At 37.8% G+C, this 17,658-nt stretch carries 9 protein-coding genes, 1 tRNA gene and 4 pseudogenes; 7 read left to right on the top strand and 7 right to left on the bottom strand.

What is annotated here, in order from left to right; genetic code table 11:
- Positions 1–9 precede the first annotated feature (9 nt).
- A complete protein-coding gene (flgK, locus tag BTN50_RS01215; protein ID WP_096618733.1) occupies positions 10–1,890 on the bottom strand; it encodes a flagellar hook-associated protein FlgK in 1,881 nt (626 codons plus the stop codon).
- Positions 1,891–2,510: 620 nt separating this feature from the next.
- Here flgK and BTN50_RS01210 point away from each other — a divergent pair.
- Positions 2,511–3,371 (top strand): annotated as a pseudogene (locus BTN50_RS01210) (IS5 family transposase).
- Between the two features lie 666 nt (positions 3,372–4,037).
- Here the strand turns inward: BTN50_RS01210 and eno are convergent.
- From eno to BTN50_RS01195, 3 genes and pseudogenes are all read right to left on the bottom strand, one after another.
- Positions 4,038–5,336, bottom strand: coding sequence for a phosphopyruvate hydratase (eno, locus tag BTN50_RS01205; RefSeq protein WP_096618732.1), 1,299 nt, complete (start codon positions 5,334–5,336; stop codon positions 4,038–4,040).
- 69 nt (positions 5,337–5,405) lie between these two features.
- Positions 5,406–7,040, bottom strand: coding sequence for a CTP synthase (locus BTN50_RS01200; protein WP_096618731.1), 1,635 nt, complete (start codon positions 7,038–7,040; stop codon positions 5,406–5,408).
- A gap of 378 nt (positions 7,041–7,418) precedes the next feature.
- Positions 7,419–8,339, bottom strand: a pseudogene (locus BTN50_RS01195) (IS5 family transposase).
- A gap of 72 nt (positions 8,340–8,411) precedes the next feature.
- On the opposite strand from BTN50_RS01195, the pseudogene BTN50_RS09230 reads away from it, so the two are divergent.
- From BTN50_RS09230 to waaF, 5 genes and pseudogenes are all read left to right on the top strand, one after another.
- A pseudogene (locus tag BTN50_RS09230) lies at positions 8,412–8,591 on the top strand (IS5/IS1182 family transposase); the annotation flags it as partial.
- Between the two features lie 143 nt (positions 8,592–8,734).
- A complete protein-coding gene (locus BTN50_RS01190; protein ID WP_096618730.1) occupies positions 8,735–9,817 on the top strand; it encodes an AI-2E family transporter in 1,083 nt (360 codons plus the stop codon).
- A gap of 1,554 nt (positions 9,818–11,371) precedes the next feature.
- Positions 11,372–11,509, top strand: a complete 138-nt coding sequence (locus BTN50_RS10700) for a hypothetical protein (protein WP_190319749.1) — start codon at positions 11,372–11,374, stop codon at positions 11,507–11,509.
- A gap of 466 nt (positions 11,510–11,975) precedes the next feature.
- Complete coding sequence (locus BTN50_RS01185) at positions 11,976–13,208, top strand: O-antigen ligase family protein (protein ID WP_223825597.1); 1,233 nt, start codon at positions 11,976–11,978, stop codon at positions 13,206–13,208.
- A gap of 8 nt (positions 13,209–13,216) precedes the next feature.
- Positions 13,217–14,257, top strand: coding sequence for a lipopolysaccharide heptosyltransferase II (gene waaF / locus BTN50_RS01180; protein WP_096618728.1), 1,041 nt, complete (start codon positions 13,217–13,219; stop codon positions 14,255–14,257).
- 222 nt (positions 14,258–14,479) lie between these two features.
- On the opposite strand, the pseudogene BTN50_RS01175 reads toward waaF, so the two are convergent.
- The 3 genes and pseudogenes from BTN50_RS01175 to BTN50_RS01165 form a co-directional block, all read right to left on the bottom strand.
- Positions 14,480–15,059, bottom strand: a pseudogene (locus BTN50_RS01175) (transposase).
- 450 nt (positions 15,060–15,509) lie between these two features.
- Positions 15,510–15,585: transfer RNA gene (locus tag BTN50_RS01170), tRNA-Arg, on the bottom strand.
- Between the two features lie 76 nt (positions 15,586–15,661).
- Entirely contained in the window at positions 15,662–16,795 is a 1,134-nt protein-coding gene (locus BTN50_RS01165; protein WP_096619504.1) for a flagella assembly protein FlgT, read from the bottom strand.
- Positions 16,796–17,001: 206 nt separating this feature from the next.
- Here BTN50_RS01165 and BTN50_RS01160 point away from each other — a divergent pair, with 206 nt between their 5' ends.
- Positions 17,002–17,637 carry a FlgO family outer membrane protein gene (locus tag BTN50_RS01160; RefSeq protein WP_096618727.1) on the top strand — a complete coding sequence of 212 codons (636 nt, stop codon included), beginning with the start codon at positions 17,002–17,004 and terminating at the stop codon, positions 17,635–17,637.
- Positions 17,638–17,658: the final 21 nt, after the last annotated feature.

Raw genomic sequence — 17,658 nt, 5'->3', positions numbered from 1 at the left:
GTCATATCCTTATCTGGTTGCGCTCAACAGAGCTTGGAAGGTTTCATTGGCAGCTGTCATTATGCGTGACGATGCCATGTATGCCTGTTGAAATTTCATCATATTAGCCGCTTCTTCGTCCAAGTTCACTCCCGAAATTTCGGCGATGCGCCCAGCGGCTGCATCATGCTCAATCCGGCTAACATCTTCAAGACGTGCAAATGATGCTTTTTGAACACCAATATTAGTATTCAGTCCTTCATAAACATCAATGAAACTGGAACGGCCATTATCCATCAATTTTTGTGTTTGCAGTTTCTGCATTCGGATTAAATTACCATTCTCTCCGTTTGCTGGCAGTAAGCTAATAGCAAAAAGGTCTTCAGGGGCTGCTCCCTTTGATAGCTCAAAAACAGTACCGTTTACATTGACGGCACTTACTGGTGGATACGTTTGTAATGCGACCAATATATTATTTTGCATGTCTAAGACCGTGAATTGTGAAGCATCTGACGAAATCGCTACTTGGAATTCTTTTTGCGCACCCTGAGTAATAACTTTCACATCACCTTGACCCATAATATTTGAGTTGGAGCTGACATAACTCTGAGCGGCAATTTTTGCCGGATCTTCCATGGTCACACCAATCTGGCCTGCAGCGTGACGTATGGGACGAATAATCACACGTTCGCCTGCCGCCAAACCAGAATCCATTTGCACTGTAAGTCCGTCAAACTCAAACGATGCCGGTGTTCCCATTGGTATTACGTTTACTACATTCTTTTCCGGATCCACCATCATGTATTGGCTGCCGTCGAATTTTAACTGATAGTCTCCTATTTTTAGCCCCAATAGGTCGCTAATCGTAATTTTTATATCAGCTGTTGATGTAGGACTTTTGAGCACGCGCTCACGTGAAATATTATCACCATTAAAGTCAGTAAATATATCTTCACCCACTGTACCATTCAAATCAAATCCTTGGGCTTGCATTTCATTTAAAGACAGAGCAAAACCTGCCGCAAGGCGGCCTAGCTCATCATGCGCTTGCAACAAAGACTTATCGCGATATTCAAATATCGCTCCTAATTTTCCGCTAATATCATTATAATCAATAGGTTTGAAAGTTTTTCCTTCCACTAGTGCTAGTCGGCGTTTTTGATGGTCAAGAATACCAGGTACAGTCCGTAGTTTACTGTGATTAAGCCTTGAAACAAGCGTGTGACCACTACCAATAATTACATTATAAAGATCATCATCACACTGATTCACGCTCACTTTGGTAAACTCAGACAATTCGTTGATTAATCGCTGATGGCGATCGAGTAAGTCATTATTTGTTGCCTGGTTCTTTATTATTGCTTTATGAATATTAACAATGGCTAGGCCAATATCATTCATTTTGGTGAGCGTGGCATCTATTTCAATCGAAATATCCTTTTCTTGCGACTGCAAAATGGTGTGCATATTATTCAGACCTGCCGCTACCATACGCAATTTTTCAAGGACCATTTTGCGCGCACCTATGTCATTCGGGCTATCAGCCAACCCTTGTATTGCGCTATAAAACTCGTTCATATTGCCAGAAATTTTTTTGGTTGAATGAGACATGATATTATCAAGCATAGTGAGCTGGCTGTTACGGGTGGTTGCATGACTTAACGATGAGTTAGTAATACTAAATTCGTTAGCAATAAATTTATCATAGTTTCTTCTTACAGAAGCTGCATATACGCCCTGCCCCCATTGGTTAGCTGATGACCCATAAGCAGAATCATTAGAACGCTGCTCTATAAACTGACGGCTATATCCTTTCGTATTCACGTTAGAGATATTATGGCCAGTTGTATTTAGTTGTTGCTGTGCTGTTAAAACGCCTTGAGAACCTAGTGCAAGCAAATCTGACCCCATTCAACCACCATTATGCGATAATGCATAGTTGCTAATATTTAAAATATCACTGCATGTTCACAAGTTATACAATGATAACACTCTTTATATATCGGCAAAAGAAGGAGAGAATGAAGTTATTTATGCAAAAATCACACAATGTAACACAATAATTTGACATTAACTTCACGCTAACACAACCAAAATACAGTCAAACCTGGTTATGAAAACAGTCAATATCAAAGGCTTAAGTATACGTTTGGTATCAGATCAATACCAATATACGCACTATATTCGATAGCAATTTCTCAATATACGTTAAATCCCATTGGTTTTGGGCGATCAAAAAAATGAAATAATAGTGCTAACCAAAAGTATAGAGCACAGTACGAACGTCAATAGCATGCTGAGTTTTGGTACACGTATAGATTTTAGCTACGTTATTAGGTATTTTTTCGAGGAATCCTCAAATAAAGGAGCTAGTTGAATTGAACCCATATGGAGACCAGCAGTCTCGCAATAGACCAATTAATAATTGGGCTAAGCTTTCTCTATTTGAGCAGGCTTTGTTTCCTACATCAAGGAACTCAATTATAAATTTACGCTGTTAAACAGCGAGGTTTACTTAAATCTTCAGGTCTGTGGGCAAGCGTCGCTATAAAACAACTCATTGGAAACAGTATATTGATCAATCGTGGTTCACTAACATTCTGGATTGCTAAAGAAGCTATTCAGCTATGGCATCCAACGAAGCAGGGCAATCATGGGAGACCTTGTTTATTCAGCGACTGCGTTATTACGATGACCTACATAGTTAAATGCGCATTTTAAACGCCATTGAGAGGTCTGCAAGGATTCATTAATTCTGTTTTCAAACTTGCTCCACTGCTATTGTCATTTCCTCACTATTTATGCATTAGCAAGTGAGCCAAAACGGTTAACGTCACGTTTAAAACGAAGAATAAAGGAAACATTCAGTGCTTAGCCATTGATGCTACGGGACTCAAAGTCTACGATGAAGAAAAATAATAAGTAAAAAAGCATGGTATTGATGGGAAGTGGCGAGTCTGACACAATTGACATTTGGCAGTAGATATAAATACGCATGAAATCATTATTGCTGAGTTAAGTGCATCAAATATGACTGGCGGTGAAGTGTTATCTAACTTACGCAAGCAGATCTGTAAAAAATTAATGAAACATCAGCGATGGTGCTTACGACACCAGACAATTTTATTAAACTGTTCGTATTAAATGAGTAGATTAACTCATTCTACCAAGAAAAGAACAACTTTTTGAAAGCGAGGTTATCCACGTAATTTAGTGGTCAGTTACCAAAAGTTATACGGTTCAAATCAGCATTGAAAAACGAGGTATGATTACCAGAAACGTTCTCTATCAAAGAAGGTAAAGTTTTGAGTCAAAAAATACTAGGAGAGATATTGAGCTTAAGAAACCATAAGGCTCAGATTAGCGAAATTCACGCCATAAGAAAAGCGTAAAATAATCTGAGAGGGCTAGATATGCTAGGCATGAAAGCGATTGTATAATAGTGAATTATGTGGAGGTTTGTGATCTACACTCGAATTAGGAAACAAAGTCTAATGCATCCATAGTAGGAGCATAATAATGGCAGTTTAGTAAATTTAAAAAATAGGATTAATGAATCCTCGTAAACTATTCAATGGCATTAAAATACACGTAAGTTGCTAAATAAGTGAGATCTTTCATAATTATCCGGCTTAGTTTAATGCACTAGCTGAATAGCTTCTTCATTAATCTAAAATGTCAGTGCGCTACGATTAGACCATATATTAATTAGATTATACTTAGCACAATATACTTACTTTTTTAAATTATTATTGTGACTACTATTAATTTGAGGATTAATAGTTAAACTATAATCAACGTATTGAATACATAATTTTGACGGTGGAAAGGTGGCTGATTAGAGCCACCACCTTTAAATTTCAGTTTTTCAGACTACTCGTAAATTTTGAGGCAATGTAAATGCATTTTTTTATAGATCCGTAAAACTATAGAAATCATGAATGTATTCCAACTTACGGATATAAGAAGCACTGTTTTTATGCGGTCATGCTCTTACCCCCCCCTGCCGCGAGCCTTATCATGTTTGATTTCAAATATTCTCAAGGGTTATTGGTATATCAATTACTTTTTATTTTTTTTAGGACGTTGAAAGATGCGCGGTCGCCTAGGGCTTCTTCAATACGGATAAGTTGGTTGTATTTAGCAACACGGTCAGAACGACTCATGGAACCTGTTTTGATTTGGCCAGCAGCAGTACCAACTGCTAGGTCAGCAATGGTTGCATCTTCAGTTTCACCTGAACGATGCGAAATAATTGTAGTGAAACCAGCATCCTTAGCCATTTTGATGGCGGCTAAAGTTTCTGTCAAAGAGCCAATTTGATTGAACTTAATCAGGATAGAGTTCATGATGCCTTCTTCTATACCGCGCGCAAGAATCTTAGTATTAGTAACGAACAGATCATCACCAACTAGCTGAATTTTATCGCCAAGAAGCTCAGTCTGGTGTTTGAAACCAGTCCAATCAGATTCGTCCAAACCGTCTTCAATAGAAACAATGGGGAACTGCTTAACCAGGTCTGCCAAGTAGTAGTTAAACTCTTTAGCAGTGAAAGTTTTGCCTTCGCCTTTTAGGTTGTAGAGGCCAGCTTCTTTGTCGAAGAACTCAGATGCAGCACAGTCCATCGCTAGAGTAATATCCTTACCTAGCTTATAACCAGCAACAGCAACAGCTTCCGCAATTATTTCCAACGCTTCAACGTTAGACGCCAGATTGGGAGCAAAACCACCTTCGTCACCAACTGCAGTATTGTAACCTTTAGATTTTAGTACTTTTGCAAGGCTGTGGAATATTTCTGCACCCATGCGAACTGCATCTTTCAAAGTTTTTGCGCCAACTGGTTGAATCATGAACTCTTGGATGTCTACGTTGTTGTCAGCATGCTTACCACCATTAATGATGTTCATCATTGGTAAAGGCATAGAGAATACGCCTGCAGTACCATTCAGTTCAGCAATGTGCTCGTACAGTGGTATGCTTTGGGCAGCAGAGGCTGCTTTTGCGTTTGCTAGAGAAACAGCTATGATTGCGTTTGCACCAAACTTAGATTTATTCTCAGTACCATCCAGGCCAATCATGATTTGATCAATGTTTGCTTGGTTTGTCGCATCTTTGCCTTGTAGCACGTTAGTAATTTCATCATTTATTGCGCCGATTGCTTTTAGTACGCCTTGGCCTAAGAAACGTGCTTTGTTGCCGTCACGGAGTTCTAACGCTTCGCGTGAACCGGTAGATGCGCCTGATGGTGCAGCTGCCATGCCAACAAAACCACCTTCCAAGTGAACTTCTGCTTCTACTGTTGGATTACCACGTGAATCGATGATTTCACGACCCAAAACTTTAATAATCTTAGACATTATGTTTCCTCTCGTATGTTAATAGCTTATAATGCGGTTACACAATGCTCGCAACTGTATATTATTCATTTACAGATCACCACGCTGATATTTACTTGCCGCTGCAACAAAACCAGTAAATAGCGGATGGCCATCACGAGGTGTCGAGGTAAACTCAGGGTGGAATTGGCACGCAACAAACCATGGGTGTTCAGGGTTTTCAATGATTTCAACTAGCTTTTTGCCCGCAGACAAGCCAGAGACAACTAAACCTTCTTTTTCGAGCTGAGGACGCAATATATTATTTACTTCATAACGGTGACGGTGACGCTCATGGATTGTAGCATGACCGTATAATTCACGAGCCTTAGTACCGTCGGCTAGGTGGCAAATCTGTGCACCGAGACGCATGGTGCCACCTAGACCAGATTTTTCACTACGCTCTTCAACGTTACCTTCTTCGTTAATCCACTCCGTGATCAAACCAACAACAGGAAATCGGCTTTCTTTGTTGAATTCCGTAGAGTTAGCGTCTTCCATGCCAACGACATTACGCGCATATTCAATAAGTGCAACTTGCATGCCTAAACAAATACCCAAATACGGGATCTTTTTTTCTCGTGCGAATTTTGCCGCTAAAACTTTACCTTCAATACCACGATCACCGAAGCCACCTGGTACAAGGATTGCGTCCAAGCCGTAAAGTACTTCTGTACCTTTGCTTTCAACATCTTGTGAGTCAATGTATTTAATTTTTACAGTTAGACGATTTTTCAGGCCTGCATGCTTCAATGCTTCGTTAACGGACTTGTAGGCATCTGGCAGTGCAATATATTTACCCACCATACCGATGACAATTTCACCAGTAGGGTTAGCTTCTTCAAAAATAACTTGTTCCCACTCAGCCAAGTCCGCTTCTGGTGTTTCAATACCAAAACGTTTACAAACAAAATTATCTAATCCTTGTGAACGGATCAGCGAAGGGATCTTGTAGATAGAATCTACATCTTTCATTGAAATAACGGCTTTTTCTTGTACATTACAGAAAAGTGCAATTTTAGCACGTTCATTAGCTGGAATAGCACGATCACTACGACAAACCAAAATATCAGGTTGAATACCAATAGACAGCAATTCTTTCACTGAATGTTGAGTTGGCTTGGTTTTTACTTCACCTGCCGCAGCAAGGTAAGGAACCAAAGTAAGGTGCATGAACATAGTACGTTCACGGCCTAATTCAACTGCTAATTGACGAATAGCTTCAAGGAATGGTAATGATTCGATGTCACCTACAGTGCCTCCAATCTCAACTATAGTAACGTCGTGATCTTCCCCGCCTGCAAGCAAGCGTTCTTTAATAGCATTGGTGATATGTGGAATAACCTGGATGGTCGCACCCAAGTAATCACCACGACGTTCTTTATGCAATACATCTGCATATACACGTCCTGACGTAAAATTGTTGTGCTTAGTCATCTTAGTACGGATGAAACGTTCATAGTGACCTAAATCAAGGTCAGTTTCTGCGCCATCTTCCGTAACGAATACTTCACCGTGTTGAGTTGGGCTCATTGTGCCCGGATCTAAGTTAATGTAAGGGTCAAGTTTCATCATGGTTACGTTAAGACCACGAGCCTCTAAAATTGCTGCCAAAGACGCTGCTGCAATACCCTTACCTAGGGAAGAAACCACGCCACCCGTTACAAAAATGTAATTTGTTGTCATGCTAAACCTGAGAGTTGGATTTAAGGTAAATTATTGGTAATCTGGATGGATGTTAACTTTACCAGAACCAGAAACTTGCTTCAACGTAAAAACTATCAATACTACACGACGTCTTTTGAGCACATATTCATTAGATTGAGCCTAATGTAAGATCTTTTTGCCTATATTAGGGAATTCCATTATTAAGTTACGTTCTAAACAACTAGATTTACTCAAATATTTAGGTCTATGAAAAAATCACGTTATAAAATAACCAACTGGGAATAGTATGCTTAAACTTTAAGTAATTGTGGCTAACTAGCATTCTGGGTTGAGGAAGCTGGGTTTTGTTTCCTAATGCAAGTGAGTTCAGGTAGCAAATCCCAATATGATTAGCAATCAAACAATTGTTTTTGCCTTAGACATACCTAATGCTGTTTAGCGTATTTAACGCTTTTATCATGGCGTAAATTTCGCTAATCTACGCATTATACTCTCTTAAACTCAAGGTCCTTCCTAGTAGTTTTTAACTCGAAACATTATTGTTTTTGAAAAAAAAGATTTATGGTAACCATATCTCCTTTTTCAATGTTGATTGGAACTGTATAACTTCTGGTAACTGACCGCTAAATTACGCGGATGACCTCCCTTTCAAAAAGCTGCTCTTTTTCTTGGTAGGATGAGTGGAGCCGCTCGTTTAATACGAACGGTTGCGTAATATTATCTAGTGTTGTAAGCATCAACGGCTGATATTTCATTGATTTTTCAATGGGTCTGTTTGAGTGCGTTATGTAACACTGTACCGTCAGTCACATTTAATGCATGGAACTCAGCAGCAATTATTTCAGACATATTTATATCTACCGCTAAATGTGATTTGCGCCAGACTCGCAGTTGCTCATTAATGCCATTCTTTTTTACTTGCGAGTCTCCTTTACCGTAGGCTTTGAGCCCCGTAGAATCAATGGCTAAGTGCTGAACGTTTCCTGCATTATTCGTCTTGAACGTGACGTTAACCATTTTTATTCGTTTGCTAATGCGTGGATAGTTAGGGTATGACAACAGCAGTTGAGCAAGTTTGAAACTATAATTAATGAATCCTGGCAGGCTTCTCAATGGCATTGAAAATAAGCCTTTAACCATTAGGGCTGTCGCAATGGCTAAGTGACTAAATAAACGTGGCTTCCCATGATTACCCTACTTCGTTTGACTTCACAGCTGAATAGCCTCTTAATTAAGCCAGAATCTTAGTGAGTCACGATTGATTAAAACTTGATTATATTGCTTCCAGTTAGTTATTTTGTAGCGAGGATTGTTCATAGACCTGAATATTTCAGTGAGCCTCACTGTTGAGAGTCTTGATTAAAAATTTAGTTCCCTTGTTTAATAAATAAAGTTGGTTACCGTAAATGTTCCCTAGCAGAAACAGTCATGGTTCGAGTAAACAAATTACTTGAAGGGACATTGAGCCTGAGGAATCACATAACTCAGGATAGTGAAACCGACGCCATGATAAAAGCATTAAATAAGTTGACAAAATGCAGTCTCTATAACACGAAAGTGATTGTCTAATAGTGAATCATGTCGGAATTTGCTAACTGAACTAAAATTAAAAAACAAAGGCAGTATTTAGGAAATAATAGATTGAACATGTTAGAATAGACTAAACAAAATGTTTTAGCGCTCGCTATTATTACATTGGAATAGAGAACAATATGTTAGAGATGTTTAACCGTTGGTGTCAACGACGGTTTTCTGATCCCCACGTGGTTAGTTTAGTCGCGATGCTAGTGGTGGGTTTCATTGTTATTTACTTTTTTGGCTATCTTATAGCACCACTTTTGGTTGCTATTGTTCTTGCTTATCTGCTTGAATGGCCGGTATCTACATTGAGAGTATTTGGTCTCCCGCGGTTTGTTGCTGTGATCGTAGTGTTGACCTTATTTATTGGATTCATGTTGATGGCTTGTTTTGGTTTGATGCCGACGATATGGACTCAGGTAGTAAATCTAATTGCTGATGTTCCGACAATGTTTAATGATTTCCAAAATTTCGTTTCTCACTTGCCGGAGCAGTACCCTGACATCATTCAACCTTACATGGTGAATACATTTATAGACACATTGCAAAGTCGTGTCCTTGGATTGGGTGAAACGGTAGTGAAAAGCTCCTTGTCTTCTTTGGTGAGTCTTGCCGGGCTGGCTGTGTACTTCATTCTTGTTCCTCTACTGGTATTCTTTTTACTGAAAGATAAACAAGAAATGCTGCGCACTTTCAGTGTGATTCTGCCACGTAATCGTCGTTTGACCAACAGAGTGGCAAATGAAATGAGCCAACAAATTTCAAACTATATCCGTGGTAAGGTCACGGAAATTATTATCGTCGGCATTGCTAGCTATATTACGTTTGCTTTACTTGATTTGCGCTATGCAGCATTGTTAAGTGTTGCAACTGGCTTGTCTGTGTTGATCCCTTACATCGGTGCGGCAGCAGTAACATTGCCTATTTTTATGGTTGCTTTGTTTCAGTGGGGGATCAGCCCAGATTTAGGATATTTGATGTTAGCTTACGGCATTATTCAAGCATTAGATGGTAATGTTCTTGTTCCTGTATTGTTTTCAGAAGCTGTGAACTTACATCCAGTCGCTATCATTGTTGCAGTACTTGTGTTTGGTGGTCTATGGAGTTTCTGGGGTGTATTTTTTGCGATTCCTTTAGCAACCTTAGTAAAAGCAGTGTGGAATGCATTACTTGTAAATAATGCTGACAAAGATGCAAATACCACTGTGCAATCTTAATCTTTAATTATGATCCTAAGCGCAATGATTAAGGTGAAAAATAAGAGACCTTAATGAGTATCTTTTCATTTTATAAAGAAACGAATAAAATAAAATCGAAAAATATCATTACACGACCTAAAATAAGAATGTCTAAGACATGTGATCGTGAGTGCTATTGATGAAGGGACAAAAGTAACAAAGATAGATTTATCGTTCAGGTGGATGTCGTCAGCGAAGGTGTTGCAGTTAGCTAGCATATTTTAGTTAATGACCCACTGGTTGATCATTTGTCTGTGGGAAGCAATCTCTATCGTGCACTTTTAAAAAATTTAATGTATTATTTTGGGATTGGTTCTCTGAACTTGAATTAAGAAACAAGGCTCATCGTCAGTTACATGTGATGCGCTGAACTCGATAGCAATGATTTCATGCGTATTTATAGCTACCGCTAAATGTCACTTGCACCAGACGGGCCGTTTTCCATCAATACCCTGCTTAATTTGATTCCATAGCTAAATGGCTTTTTAAGTAATCCAGAATATTAGTGAACCACGATTTATTCAAGCATGATAATATTGTTTCTGATTAGTTTTGTGGTTTTGTAACTTAGCTTTCTCATAGACCTGAATATTTAGGTTAATTTAGCTGTTTAGAATGTATATTAATAAGTGAATTCGCAGATTTAGAAGATAAAGTACTATATGATCAAACTACCTCATTATGCATGCATTAGCAAACAAACCAAAATAGTTAAAGTCAAGTTCAAACTGCAAACTAAAGGAATAATCTAGCATTTCTACTTTGGAGGCAAATGTAAAGTAAAAAAACATGCATTGATAGGAAACGTTAAACTTGCCGCATATTATATTTAGCGATAGAGGCAAATACACATGAAATCATGTGCGAAGACGTAAGGTAACTGACGGTGAAGGGTTACCTTACTTCTTCAAACAGACTCGTTAAAATATTAAGGATATGGCAGAAATGATATTTATGGAAGCGTTCATATTAAACAAGTGGTTACACGAATACCACCCAAAAATAACACAGCTTTTTTGAAACGGGGGCATTAATGCCATTTGGTAGTTAATTCTCAGGATAGTTATATGATTCAAATCAATATTGAAAAATTAGGCAATGTTTCGAGTCAACAAACTGTTCAGAGGGACAGTGAACCTAAAGGATCATAATGCCCAGGTTAACGAAATTTACGTAATAATAGAAACAGCTCATAAAGATAAGTATGCCTAAAACGAAAGCAAGCTCCTAACAGTGAATTAGGTTGAGGTTTGTTAGCTGAACTTGAATTAGGAGATAAAGTCATATAAAAGCAACAGTTCTTATATTATAAAGTTGGAGCATAGCCAAAATTACTCAAGCTCTAGATATCCATAAAAATTTATTCTACGTAACCTCAGAAATTACGAACTGTATAATAGACTGAAATTTAAAAAGGGTGGTTAAATAGTCCTTTTTACACCTCCGAAACCATGATCCTTATTGAACATCTAAAAAAGTTTACTGGCCACTAAAATTTAGTAAATTATTACTTATGCTTAGGAGTGGTATGGAGTGAACAAGTGGTGCTCTCATAATGTGTTTCGTTACAAAATGCCGCAATGGATGTCAAACAAGTTAAGTGCTGAAAAACAAGAAGACATTATACGTTGCTATGATGCATTCAATGCAAGCGATAAAAATTACACATGAGTGGATATACAAAGGACCGAATAAAGCCTTCGTAGTGACTGATAATTATTTTCATCTTATTGGCATCTTGAATTTTAACAAAATTGCGGTCAGCAAATATAAGATAATAAACGGCAAATACATTATTTGTTATGAACTAAGAAAAAATTACCTATTAACCCATTAGTTCCATATTATTCTAGATGAAGTGGAGTATTATCGAAGTGACATCCTCAAAAATTCGGGATTTGTTATCAACATTAAGTTTTCTTATCCTCTTCCTTATAACCCAAATTTCAATACGACAGAGCCACTGTGGTAAGTAATAAATGAACAGTCAAGAAATAGTATTTGCTTTAAAAATAAATGTTATTATAAAGAGGCTATGTAATAATTATTTTTTGAAATTTTACCAAAAATTATACAATTTTTGACGTCCCAAATGGATAATAAGTTGCAGGTATTCAAACCTGCATCTTCAAGCTGATTGAGTACAGCTCTAATGCACATCATACCCATAGCTTTATTCTTCATCCCCGGCCTTCTCCTCTGGACGCCTAAATTTAGCGTTACTATTGGTTTACTCACGGTTATTTACGCATTATTCTATTGCTTTAAATATAAATCAAAATTAAACATCAATAAGGATGATTTCCTTGTGTTTGCTATATTTGGTTCATATTTAATCACCAATATACCAATCACACTAGCAGATGAAAATAACTTTAGATATATAGATGCACCCAGTAGGATTCTTTTGTTTTTCCCTGTTTATCTCATGTTCAAAAATGAATTGCCCAAACTTAGCATTAGAACACCTTTCGAGTACGGCATAATCGTGGGAGCAATAGGTGCGTTTTTTATTAGCATTTATCAATATTATATACTTGAGATGCCAAGGGTTGAGGGGTTTTTATTTAGCATTAACTTTGGTTACCTTGCTTGTTCATTAGCATTTTTAAATCTGTCATTCATAAAAGGTTCATCACGAAAAGGGCTACTCATCTGCGGATTTTTATGTGCAAGCATTGCTACAACTCTGACTCTCACTAGAGGCGCAATAATAGCAATTCCCGTTCTGTTTACTCTGTTAACTTGGATATACAGAAAAGAAATTAATGGACGCCTGTGCATTTTGGGTGTCGTTTTTTTTATTTTTATATCTGGTGTCATCTACTCATTGTCCTCTGGAGTTCAGAATAGGGTTGGCTACACTATTTTAGAATTTAGTTCTATTGCAGCTGGTGATGTATCAGTATCTGTGTCTTCTGGGGGCCGATTACAGCTTTGGTTGGCTTCAATTAAAGCTTTTCAACAAAGTCCATTTATTGGTCTGACTCATTCGGAGAGAGAAGCTCTAAACCTCTCACTTTACAACAATGGTACCGTGACTGAATGGGTAACAGCAGTGAGTCGCGGGCATGCTCACAACCAATACTTTGAGATGCTCGCTTCCAACGGGATATTGTCTTTCATAACCATTATTATGTTGTTTGGCGTAACAACATATTTATTATTTCGAAACCTTGATTCAATATACAGTGTTTCCGGTGTTATTTTTATGTCTGGCATCGCTATATTTGGACTCACGGAGGTTTTACTCCATGCAAATATAATCAATATTTACTTTGGTTTTTTCTTGGCTTTTTTTCTGGCTTCTAGTTTGTATGGAACGAAAGATTGCAAAGGATTCATTATGCTAAAAGCATCAACTTCATAGATATTCTTATGAATATACTCATTATTGGCCCCTCTTGGATTGGTGACATGGTGATGTCACAGAGCCTTTATAAACGCTTAAAAGGGCGTCATCCTGAAGCATGTATTGATGTATTGGCTCCAGCGTGGTGTAAGCCGATTTTAGGGCGTATGCCAGAGATAAATCGTGTGATAGAGATGCCTGTTGGGCATGGTCAATTTAACATATGCACTCGTTGGGCTCTGGGTCGTTCTTTACGCAGTTATCATTATGACCATGCTTATGTGCTCCCTAATTCAGTAAAATCTGCACTCATTCCGTTGTTTGCTAAGATCCCCAAACGTACAGGTTGGAAAGGAGAGTTTCGTTTCGGCTTTCTAAGTGATTTACGCCCTGATAGAAACATTTTCCAATTTATGGTTGAACGCTATGTTGCACTCGCTCATGACGAAAATAAAATGCTATCTGAAGTTAGCTTGGAAAGTATTGCCAATCCAGCACTTAATGTCGATAAAGAAAATCAATCTGTATGTTTGCAACGATTCCAAATTTCACCAAATTTACCAATTATTGGTTTATGTTCTGGCGCTGAATTTGGACCAACCAAACGATGGCCTGAACGTTATTATGCTGATATAGCAAGTAAATTAATCAGCGAAGGCAACCAAGTTTGCTTATTCGGCGGTCCCAATGACAAAGCTGTTACAACAAATATTATGAATATGCTATCTGATAACAATAAAAATATGTGCTTTAATCTAGCTGGTGAAACATCCTTGATTGATGCCGTTGATTTAATCGCAACTTGCCATACCGTTTTTTCAAATGATTCAGGGCTCATGCATGTCGCAGCGGCAGTGGGGGCTAATATTATTGCAATTTATGGCTCAAGCTCATCCAAATATACTCCACCATTATCAGACAATGTAAAAATAGTAAATGCAGACATCAGTTGCCGTCCATGCTTCAAACGAAAATGTCCATTGGTACACTTAAATTGCCTGAATGCACTGTTACCATCACAAGTACTAATTGCCTATAAAGCTCTAACCTCTACCTCCCGCAATTAGATAAATAATAAAATTTAATTACTATAAAATTAGCCATGTATTTATTAGATTGTACCTATCGTAATACGCTGCGTGCATGGGGTAATTATTGTGGTTACCGGTGATATTATAGAAAATTTTTGTCAGTAAATAAGGTTTTTTTCTAGATGAGGAAGTTAAACCATTAATTTACGAACTTTTCCTCTTAATTCGAGCTCAGATAACAAATGTCAATATGATTCACTAGGAGATAATCGCTTTCATTTTAGGCATATTTAGTCCTGTTAGCTTATTTGATGCTTTTATCATAGAGTAGGTTGCATTAACCCTGAGTATTGTGATTCCTTAAGCTAAATGTCCCGCTGAGAAGTTGTTTGATTCGCAACATTACCATCTATGATAGGGAACGATTATGGTAATCATATCTCGTTTTTCAATGCTGATTTGAACAGTATAATTGCTGGTAACTGATCGCTACATTACACGGATAACTTCGCTTTTAACAAGTGCTTCTTTTCTTGGTGGAATGAGTGGTGCCGCTTGTTTAATATGAACGATTGCGTAAGATTGTCTGGTGTCGTAAGCACCACCACTTGGTATTTCATTGATTCTTTGGCGAGTCTGTTTGAGCAAGTCTGAAAGCAGAATAAATGAATCCCTGCAGACCCTTCAATAGCATTGAACATACGCGTTTAATTATAAGAGCCATCGTAATGGCTAAGTCACTAAGTAAACGAGAGCTTCCATGATTATCCTGCTTAGTTTTATTCCATAGCTGAATGACTTTTTCACCAATCCAAAATATTAGTGAATTATGGTTGATTAAAGTTTGATTACACTGTTTCTAATTAGTTGTTTTTTAATGAAATCTATTTATATACCCGACTATTGGAGTGAGCCTAACTATGTAGAGTACTGATTAAAAATTTAGCTACTTCACTTAAAAAATAAAACCGATTATTAGAAATATTCCTTAACAGAGATAGCGATGATTCAAGTCAAAAAATTACTGGAAGAGATATTGCATCTAAAGAGTCATAATGCTGAAAACATTAAATTATCTGATAGAGCTAAGCATTTTTAAAATGAAATCGAGTGTTTCATAGTAAATCATGTGTGGATTGGCTATTTGAACTAGAACTAAAAAATAAAGCTCCTTCAAATACAAAAGGGCATTGATGGACAGTTTTTCTATTTCTGTGTTTTAAATGCAGGAACATTGAAAAGTAAGAGAGTCAGAAGTTTATTATGGACAATATGGAGGCGTGGATGATGGCGCTCCCACAGGGATTCGAACCCCAATCTATCGCTTAGGAGGCGAATGCTCTATCCTATTGAGCTATGAGAGCTTTAACATAGACTATGAAAAAATAATAAGTATTTTAGTATACTGAATTATAGACAGGAGTTAAGGAGAAAGTTGTCTTATTGCGTGTATTTAGTAACCATATCACCAATTTGAATACTTGAGCCTAATTCTGCTGGTGAAATTGATACTTCCGATGAGTTTTCATAAATGCGTGAAACAGTTAATAATATTTCACTTTTTTTAAGTTGTGTCCGTTGAATACCATATTGATCAGTAAATGACGCATCATGCCAAAGCGAGAGCACATCATCGTATGCTACGCCATGAATCCGTCCGGCATTTATTTGTCCATGTGGACCTCTTATCGAAATTATTTTAGGAGTAGTTACTCGACAAGATAAGTTTTTTTCTAAATCTAACAATATATTGCGGCTCATTCTTTGTGCCATTTCGCCATAAGATGATGTCCAAAAGCGTGCGGTTTTAGTGTCAACTTTACTATTTTTTTCGAAAGGCCATGCTGCAGTGTCTCTATAACGGTTTTGGTAAATAACTTCTCCTGATTTGCCATTAATCACACTAATAGATAATGCGAGTTGGCGTGATGTCTTGTTTTTGTGAACAGTTTTTTTATCGATTGTTGCAGACATATCCGTAATGTTGCCAACCAATAAATATTGTGCACTCGTATTTTCGGCAATCATGGTCGTAATATAAGGCTGTGTCAATGAAATGGCGTGCGGAGAAATACCTTGAATCACAAAACTTTGAGCTTGAGTTTCAAATTGACGCTGTAGTAGTACTGTAAAATCATTACCGAACTGAAAAATACCACCTAGTGCTGCGTGCTCAGGAGAGACAATGTTGAAACGGGTCATTAATAATTCTTTACGGTACTGGTTCTTGTGGCAAGCACTTGCCGTAGGATAAATATCAATACGTGCTGTCAATTTTATGGCACCATTGAACTGCTTTGTTTTAAGCACTTGAATTTGACGGATTTCGTTACCACTAAGTAGGTAGTCGTCCTTGAGTTCTTTCAAATAGGGGCGAAGCACGGTTAACCCCCCAATATCAGCATCAGAGAATTTTATTGCTTGATAAATGGCATCTTCTAGGGCGTGTTGACGAGCCTGAGCTTTGTTTTCTAAAACTGAACTAACACCAGTAACCTCATACCATGCCGCATTGATTGATGGTACATAAAGAGCAATACAAGCAACTAAGTGTTTAATCATTTTTTTATGCATAACCATTATATCCAATAGTAGGTATAAAAATTGCTCACTCAAGAAGCATCGTAGTAAAAGTGACAAGTGATTAGTAACATATGCATGGATTAACCGCACTAATGCAAATAATATTCCCTAAAAATAGTGTAATAACTGGATGTGATGCTCTAACGAAATTTTGCAAGAAATTATCAGATGTTAAACGTGTACGGAGCCAGACAACCATGAAAAAATGGATAGTGATAATGCTGAGTTTCGCAACTGTATCTTGTGCATATAACCCGATCTATAATGGTAAAGAATCATATTCAGGTAGCCCATTTCTATTGCAACAAACACCTCGACACACTCTCGACTACTTTCTCGATGGTTTAACGACTGAATTGCTTAAAACTAACAACTACCTGACGGCTAAAATGCCAATGGCGGTTGTATCATTTGTCGATGTTGAAGAAATGGACGAGACGAATTGGCTGGGTAATTCTGTCACAGAAGGCATGATTTATCAGATGCAACGCCGTGGTTTCACTATCATCGACTTCAAAACGATAGGAGCAATCCGCGTTACTCCTGAGGGTGATTTTACATTGAGTCGTAACTGGAAAGAGCTGAACCCTGAGCAGCAAATTGATTATGTGCTGGCGGGTACTATGCTTCGTCAAGGTGGAGGTGTATTGGTTAACGCTCGTATTGTTGGTATACGCTCCCGTGTTATTGTAGCCTCTGCACAGGGCTTTTTGCCAGCAGATCGTATTGGACGAGATATTGATACATTAAGGAAAATACGCATCGAGGATGGGGTCATCATTCGTAATGATAAACGTCAGCATGCAGCTGATACTATTATATTAAAGCCTTGATAATGTTACTATTGTGTTATG

The organism is Candidatus Enterovibrio altilux (assembly GCF_002381345.1).
Classification (GTDB): domain Bacteria; phylum Pseudomonadota; class Gammaproteobacteria; order Enterobacterales; family Vibrionaceae; genus Enterovibrio; species Enterovibrio altilux.
This window is presented reverse-complemented; position numbering and strand designations above follow the sequence as displayed.